Raw genomic sequence first — 5,917 nt, 5'->3', positions numbered from 1 at the left:
CAGCCAGCTGGTAGCTGGGAACCTGGTCCTGGCCCTCCTCAGCCTGGCGAATCAACTGACTCACTTTTTTGTATTGTTTCTTGAGCAGGGCCTGCTCCAAGCCATCTTCCTCTGACTTGGGCAGAGACTTGGCAGCATTTTGCACGGTAGCGCTGGCCTCATCCAGCAAGTCAATGGCTGAATCTGGCAAATTCTTGCTGGTTAGGTAGCGTTTGGCATAGGTCACTGCCGTCACAATCGCTTCATCAGAAATGGCTACCCGGTGGTGCTGTTCATAAGCCGATTTTAGGCCCTGTAAGATGGCGATGGCATCATCCACTGTCGGCTCTTCAATGGTCACTTTTGCAAAACGCCGCACCAGGGCTGCATCTTTTTCGATGTGTTTTTGGTATTCTTCCTGGGTTGTCGCCCCTACCATGTGCAGGGTTCCCCGTGAAAGGGCTGGTTTCAGGATATTGGCCGCATCCAAAGTGGAATCGATACCGGAACCAGAACCCATGATGGTGTGGAGCTCATCAATGAAGAGGATGACCTTGCCATCTTCTTCAATATCATTGATGATATTGTTCATCCGCTCCTCAAAGTCCCCGCGAAAACGGGTTCCAGCCACAACACTCATCAGATCCAATTCCAGCACCCGCATACCTGCCAAGCTGGCTGGTACCTGACCGTCAGCTACTCTTTGGGCCAGCCCCAGGGCCAGGGCTGTTTTTCCGACCCCGGCGTCCCCTACAAGGACAGGGTTGTTCTTGCTCTTTCTGGACAGGATTTGAATCATGCGGGAAATTTCTTCCTCCCGACCAATGACCGGCTCCAGAAGCCCGGCCTTAGCCTGAGCAGTCAAATCCCTGGAATAGTCCTCCAAACCACCGCTCTGAGGTTGGGGCATACCCCCCATCATACTGGCCATGGTCTGGCTCTTGCCCCCATTACCCTTAATCAGATTGCGAATGGCCTTCAAGTCTTCCTTGGTAAAACCAGCCTTGAGCTCCAAGCTCTTACGGACATCCCCATAGCGGAACTGGTCCTCTGACCCTTCCAAACGAAAGCCGGCCTTATCCAGAATCTGGGCTACGACCGAACGACGGTCCAGGAGCATGGCCAAAAAGACATGTTCTGTTCCAAGAGCCTTGGCCTTGGTGATGGTCGCGATTTTCTCAGCCAATTCTTCCACTTCCAAGAGACGTTTTGAAGCCGGCAAAATGGTGGTCAACTCAATCTCTTCACGGTACTCTCGCTCGGTCACGGCAAAAGTAGCCTGCTCGTACTCATCAATGTCAATAGGAAACTCTGCCAGGGCCGACCCCGCAACCGTATCATGGTTAACGACAAAAGAAAGCAGGACATGCCAGCTTTCCAAATAGGCGCAGCCATAGCGTTGGGCAATGAGCTGGGCATCCTCAAATACCCGCCTTAATCCACTCGAAAATTCCATTCTAGTCCTCTTTCCTATCCAATCTTCTTAAAATCTGTCTCATCATGCGGGCCCGAATCCTGCTAGCATCCGTCCCCAAAATCTCATCTGTCCCCATGGAAAGAGTCAAATTTCCTTCTCTCTCCGTCATTAAGTCTTCATCAAAAAGCATCTGTAAAATATCTGAATAAACAACCCAGGACAGCTCGTCACCCATATTTTTCAAGAGGTCCCGAATCAGTTCATGCTTATCCGAGAAGGTAATACGGCCGATGCGGATATAACCTCCGCCGCCACGCTTGCTCTCCACGATATAGCCACGACTGGCTGTAAAACGAGTCTTTATCACATAGTTGATCTGGCTGGGCACCACTTCAAAACGGCTCGCCAACTCACTCCTCTTCAGCTCTGCTACACTCACCTGCTCCAAAATGGCTTTGATATGTTCTTCGATATAATCGGATGTATTCTTCATGGCCATGGTCTCATCCCTTTCTTACTGACTATTATTGACTATTATAGCACGCCAGACCCCAGTTTTCAAGGAATTGCCTTTCTGACAAAGGACGGACCGTAGCAAATGCTTGCTTTTCAGCCTGCCTTTGGTTATACTAGCCCTAAATCGCAAAAGGAGAAGCCATGTTTTTTACCAATACCTTTCCTGAAGATATCCAAGATTTCCAACCTGTCTCCCCAAGTGAGGCCCGCCAATTATTGGAAGCTAGAGACGGTGCCATCCTCTTTTTGGGCCGAGACTCCTGTTCCTATTGCAGGCATTTCGCACCAAAACTAGCTACTGTGGCCAAGAAAGAAAACTGGACTGTCTACTTCCTTCACACTCAAAGTCCAGCCTATTCCGCCCAAGAAATCGCCCAACTCCGCCAGGACTACGGAGTGCCAACCGTACCTGGCCTCCTCCATGCCAAGAGCGATGGAGTTCAGGTTCGCTGCGATAGCGGCCTGTCTGAGGAAGAGATTCTGGCATTTATCAATCAATAACAAAAGAACAGGAAAAAACCTGTTCTTTTTAGTATTCTTATTGTCCAAGAGCTGCTGCCATCGTAGCGGCAACTTCTGCTTCAAAGTCGTTTGAAGCTTTCTCGATTCCTTCACCCACTTCAAAGCGAGCAAATGCAACTGCTTTTGCATTCACGCTATCAAGGTAGGCTTCAACAGTTTTGCTGTCGTCCATGATGTAGACTTGAGCTAGCAAAGTGTAGGCTTGGTCCACTTGAGTGTTGTCCAACATGAAGCGGTCCATTTTACCTGGGATGATTTTGTCCCAGATTTTTTCTGGTTTACCTTCTGCTGCCAATTCAGCCTTAATAGCTTCTTCAGCTGCCGCAATAACTTCATCAGTCAACTGTGCTTTAGAACCGTATTGCAAGAGTGGCAAAGCTGGTTTGTCAACCATCGCACGACTTTCATTGTCTTGTTCAATCTTATGGTTAAGTTGAGCCAACTCATCTTTGACAAATTGCTCATCCAATTCAGTGTAAGAAAGAACAGTTGGTTTCATCGCCGCGATGTGCATAGAAACTTGTTTTGCAAGGCTCTCGTCGCCACCTTCAATCACAGAGATAACACCAATGCGGCCACCATTGTGTTGGTAAGCACCAAAGGCTTGTGCGTCCGTTTTTTCAAGAAGGGCAAAACGGCGGAAGGAGATTTTCTCACCGATAGTCGCAGTTGCGTTTACATAAGCTGCTTCCAGAGTTTCACCTGAAGACATGGTCAAAGCAAGTGCTTCTTCGTTGTTAGCTGGTTTACCTTCCGCAATCACTTTAGCGGTTTCGTTCACCAAGTCAACAAATTGTGCATTTTTCGCAACGAAGTCTGTTTCAGCATTCACTTCAACAACAGCTGCAAAGTTACCAGCAACATAGACACCTGTCAAACCTTCAGCTGCGACACGGTCAGCCTTTTTAGCTGCCTTAGCCATACCTTTTTCACGAAGCAATTCAATCGCTTTTTCGATATCGCCTTCTGTCTCAACCAAGGCTTTTTTTGCATCCATAACGCCAGCGCCTGATTTTTCACGCAATTCTTTTACCAGCTTTGCTGTAATTTCTGCCATGAGTAGTTCCTCTTTCTTTTATAAAATAAGGGGCCTGGGCTCAGCCCCGCCCCTTTAGGATGTATGGTTTTTTAGAGTTAAGAGCGAATGATCACAATCCATCATAAACTGCTCTTAAGATTTTTTTCAATACTAATTACGCGTTATCACCTTCAACAACTTCAACCAATTCTTCGATTGATTCTGCAGAAGCTGGTTCAGCTGCCAATTCAGCTTCAACTGCTGCTACGCTGTCTTCACCTTGGTTACCTTCGATGATAGCGTCAGCCATTTTAGCTGTGATGAGTTTAACAGCACGGATAGCGTCATCGTTAGCTGGGATAATCACATCGATATCGTCGGGATCTGTGTTGGTGTCCACCATAGCTACTACTGGGATACCCAATTTCTTAGCTTCTTTAACAGCAATCTGCTCTTTATGTGGGTCAACAACATACATCACATCTGGGATGCGTGGCATATCTTCGATACCGCCCAAGAATTTTTCAAGACGAGCACGTTGTTTGTTCAACAATGCTACTTCTTTCTTAGGAAGGACTTCAAAGACACCTTCTTCTTCCATACGCTTGATTTCTTTCAAACGAGCGATACGTTTTTGGATGGTGCCCCAGTTAGTCAAAGTACCGCCCAACCAACGGTGGTTGATGAAGTATTGACCAGCACGAACAGCTTCGTCTTTCACTGCTTCTGCAGCTTGTTTTTTAGTACCAACGAACAAGATAACTGCCTCATTTGCTGCTGCATCACGGATAAAGTCGTAAGCTTGGTCAGCCAATTTTACAGTTTGTTGCAAATCGATAACGTGGATGCCGTTACGCTCTGTGAAGATGTACTTCGCCATCTTAGGATTCCAGCGACGAGTTTGGTGACCAAAGTGCACACCCGCCTCAAGAAGTTGTTTCATTGAAATTACTGCCATGAGTATTTCTCCTTTGTGTTTTTTCCTCTCCCAAACGTCAAGCTCGCAGGCCAACCCGTAGGCAACAGGTCCACGATTGGTTTGAGATGAGTATTTGTTGCTTAGACAACTTAATAAGTATAACAAACTCTTGGTTCAAAATCAAGCAATTCGCCGATTTATTCTCTTTTTAATATCAAGTTCATCTCAAGAGGATTTGTATAATCAAAATCATCATTCAAAGCCACACTCCAGATTAGGATAGTGAGTGTCTCATCCTCCAATTTAAATCCAAAATCATATTTTATCCCTGCTCCCCCTAATTGGAATACAGAAACTAAAGGTCTATTTCCATTCGGACTTGAGAGCTTATGCCGGTAAGTATTGAATCCTACTTCTTCTATGCTTTCAACTAGTATCGTTTCCCTTAAGGAGCTTCTCTCAATATCTGAGATGACTCTTCCATCCTGAAAAACTTCCACGTTGACTTTTCCAAAATCACTGCTTATCCCTTGCCAACTACCCAGCATCTCCTCAGGAAAAACTTGATACGAGACAGCTTCATCTTGACTTCTTTGTTCAAGTTCAAATCTCTGCCAATCTAAACTTTCTAAATTCAGTATCATCTCATCAGTCTTCCCGAAAAGCGGTGCTAGTGCAGAACCAGGTATTTTAAAATCATCCCTTTCCTCAATAACTACTGCCTCTGAGCTATCTTCCTGCAATTGATAGAGAGTCCCTTCCGCATCACCCATACCAGGACTCCAACTTACGGATAAAATAGTACCATCAGTAAATATAGTGTGGCTTCCCCTCGCACTTGCCGACCCAATATAACTCTCAGCTAACAGAGTTGGCGTTCCATTTTTCAAATAGTAGAAACCTTTCGGATATACCGATCCATCCCTTTGATTACTGCCTACAAGCATCTCAAACTGGCCATTTTGGTCTAAATCATAAAAAGCATAAACCAAATCTCCCAAAGATATTAGGGTATTTTCAATACTAGCCATATGAATAGGAGAATGGAGTTGATTGGATAAATGATAAAAGTCTATATCATCACCCTGCTGATAATTTTCAGCCTCATCAGCAATTTTCTGATAATCTTCAAAGACAGTTGCATACTGCTTCTTGAATTTATCTTTCTCTGTAACTTCTTGCGATGTAGTTGAAGTAGCTAGTTCAGTCGTGATAGAATATTTCTTGATTCTTTTAAATTCAGCCTTTTCCCCACAGGCAAAAAGAACTGAGCTTGTTACTAAAACCACAAGAGTCATCAACAGTTTTTTCATCACATCCTCCTTTGTTCCTCCTGATATTTTACATTTTTTACTATGCCTTGTAAATAGTGGCACTGATTTTTCCACTTGACTTTCTGCTTTTTTTTCGATAGAATAGTTCCTGTTATGGCGGTATAGCCAAGTGGTAAGGCACGGCTCTGCAAAAGCTTGATCGTCGGTTCAAATCCGTCTACCGCCTTTTTACAGCAAAGCACCTCTAGGTGCTTTTTGTTTATCCTAGAAAT

General features: G+C 45.2%; 6 protein-coding genes and 1 tRNA gene. 2 read left to right on the top strand and 5 right to left on the bottom strand.

The features are described 5' to 3' along the window. Both ACEYCN_RS07350 and ACEYCN_RS07345 read right to left on the bottom strand, forming a co-directional pair. A partial coding sequence (locus ACEYCN_RS07350) for a Clp protease N-terminal domain-containing protein (protein ID WP_373713641.1) occupies nucleotides 1–1,435 on the bottom strand: 1,435 nt, incomplete at its 3' end. Between the two features lies 1 nt (nucleotide 1,436). Further along, nucleotides 1,437–1,895: a CtsR family transcriptional regulator gene (locus ACEYCN_RS07345; protein WP_373713640.1), complete on the bottom strand. Its 459-nt coding sequence runs from the start codon at nucleotides 1,893–1,895 to the stop codon at nucleotides 1,437–1,439. Between the two features lie 158 nt (nucleotides 1,896–2,053). Between ACEYCN_RS07345 and ACEYCN_RS07340 the strand changes: the two genes are divergently transcribed. Further along, a complete protein-coding gene (locus ACEYCN_RS07340) occupies nucleotides 2,054–2,413 on the top strand; it encodes a thioredoxin family protein (RefSeq protein WP_373713639.1) in 360 nt (119 codons plus the stop codon). Nucleotides 2,414–2,450: 37 nt separating this feature from the next. Here ACEYCN_RS07340 and tsf read toward each other — a convergent pair whose 3' ends face one another. The 3 genes from tsf to ACEYCN_RS07325 all read right to left on the bottom strand — a co-directional run bounded on the left by tsf (nucleotide 2,451) and on the right by ACEYCN_RS07325 (nucleotide 5,684). Continuing rightward, a complete protein-coding gene (gene tsf / locus ACEYCN_RS07335; RefSeq protein ID WP_373713638.1) occupies nucleotides 2,451–3,491 on the bottom strand; it encodes a translation elongation factor Ts in 1,041 nt (346 codons plus the stop codon). A 136-nt stretch (nucleotides 3,492–3,627) separates the two neighbouring features. Then, on the bottom strand, nucleotides 3,628–4,410 hold the full coding sequence (gene rpsB, locus ACEYCN_RS07330) for a 30S ribosomal protein S2 (RefSeq protein ID WP_373713637.1): 783 nt from the start codon (nucleotides 4,408–4,410) through the stop codon (nucleotides 3,628–3,630). A 158-nt stretch (nucleotides 4,411–4,568) separates the two neighbouring features. Then, nucleotides 4,569–5,684 (bottom strand): hypothetical protein, encoded by a 1,116-nt coding sequence (locus tag ACEYCN_RS07325; RefSeq protein ID WP_373713636.1) that lies wholly within the window; start codon nucleotides 5,682–5,684, stop codon nucleotides 4,569–4,571. Between the two features lie 116 nt (nucleotides 5,685–5,800). Between ACEYCN_RS07325 and ACEYCN_RS07320 the strand changes: the two genes are divergently transcribed. After that, nucleotides 5,801–5,871 (top strand) — tRNA-Cys (locus tag ACEYCN_RS07320). Nucleotides 5,872–5,917: the final 46 nt, after the last annotated feature.

Origin of the sequence: Streptococcus sp., assembly GCF_041802885.1 — a bacterium.
In the GTDB taxonomy this organism is placed as follows: Bacteria; Bacillota; Bacilli; order Lactobacillales; family Streptococcaceae; genus Streptococcus.
This window is presented reverse-complemented; position numbering and strand designations above follow the sequence as displayed.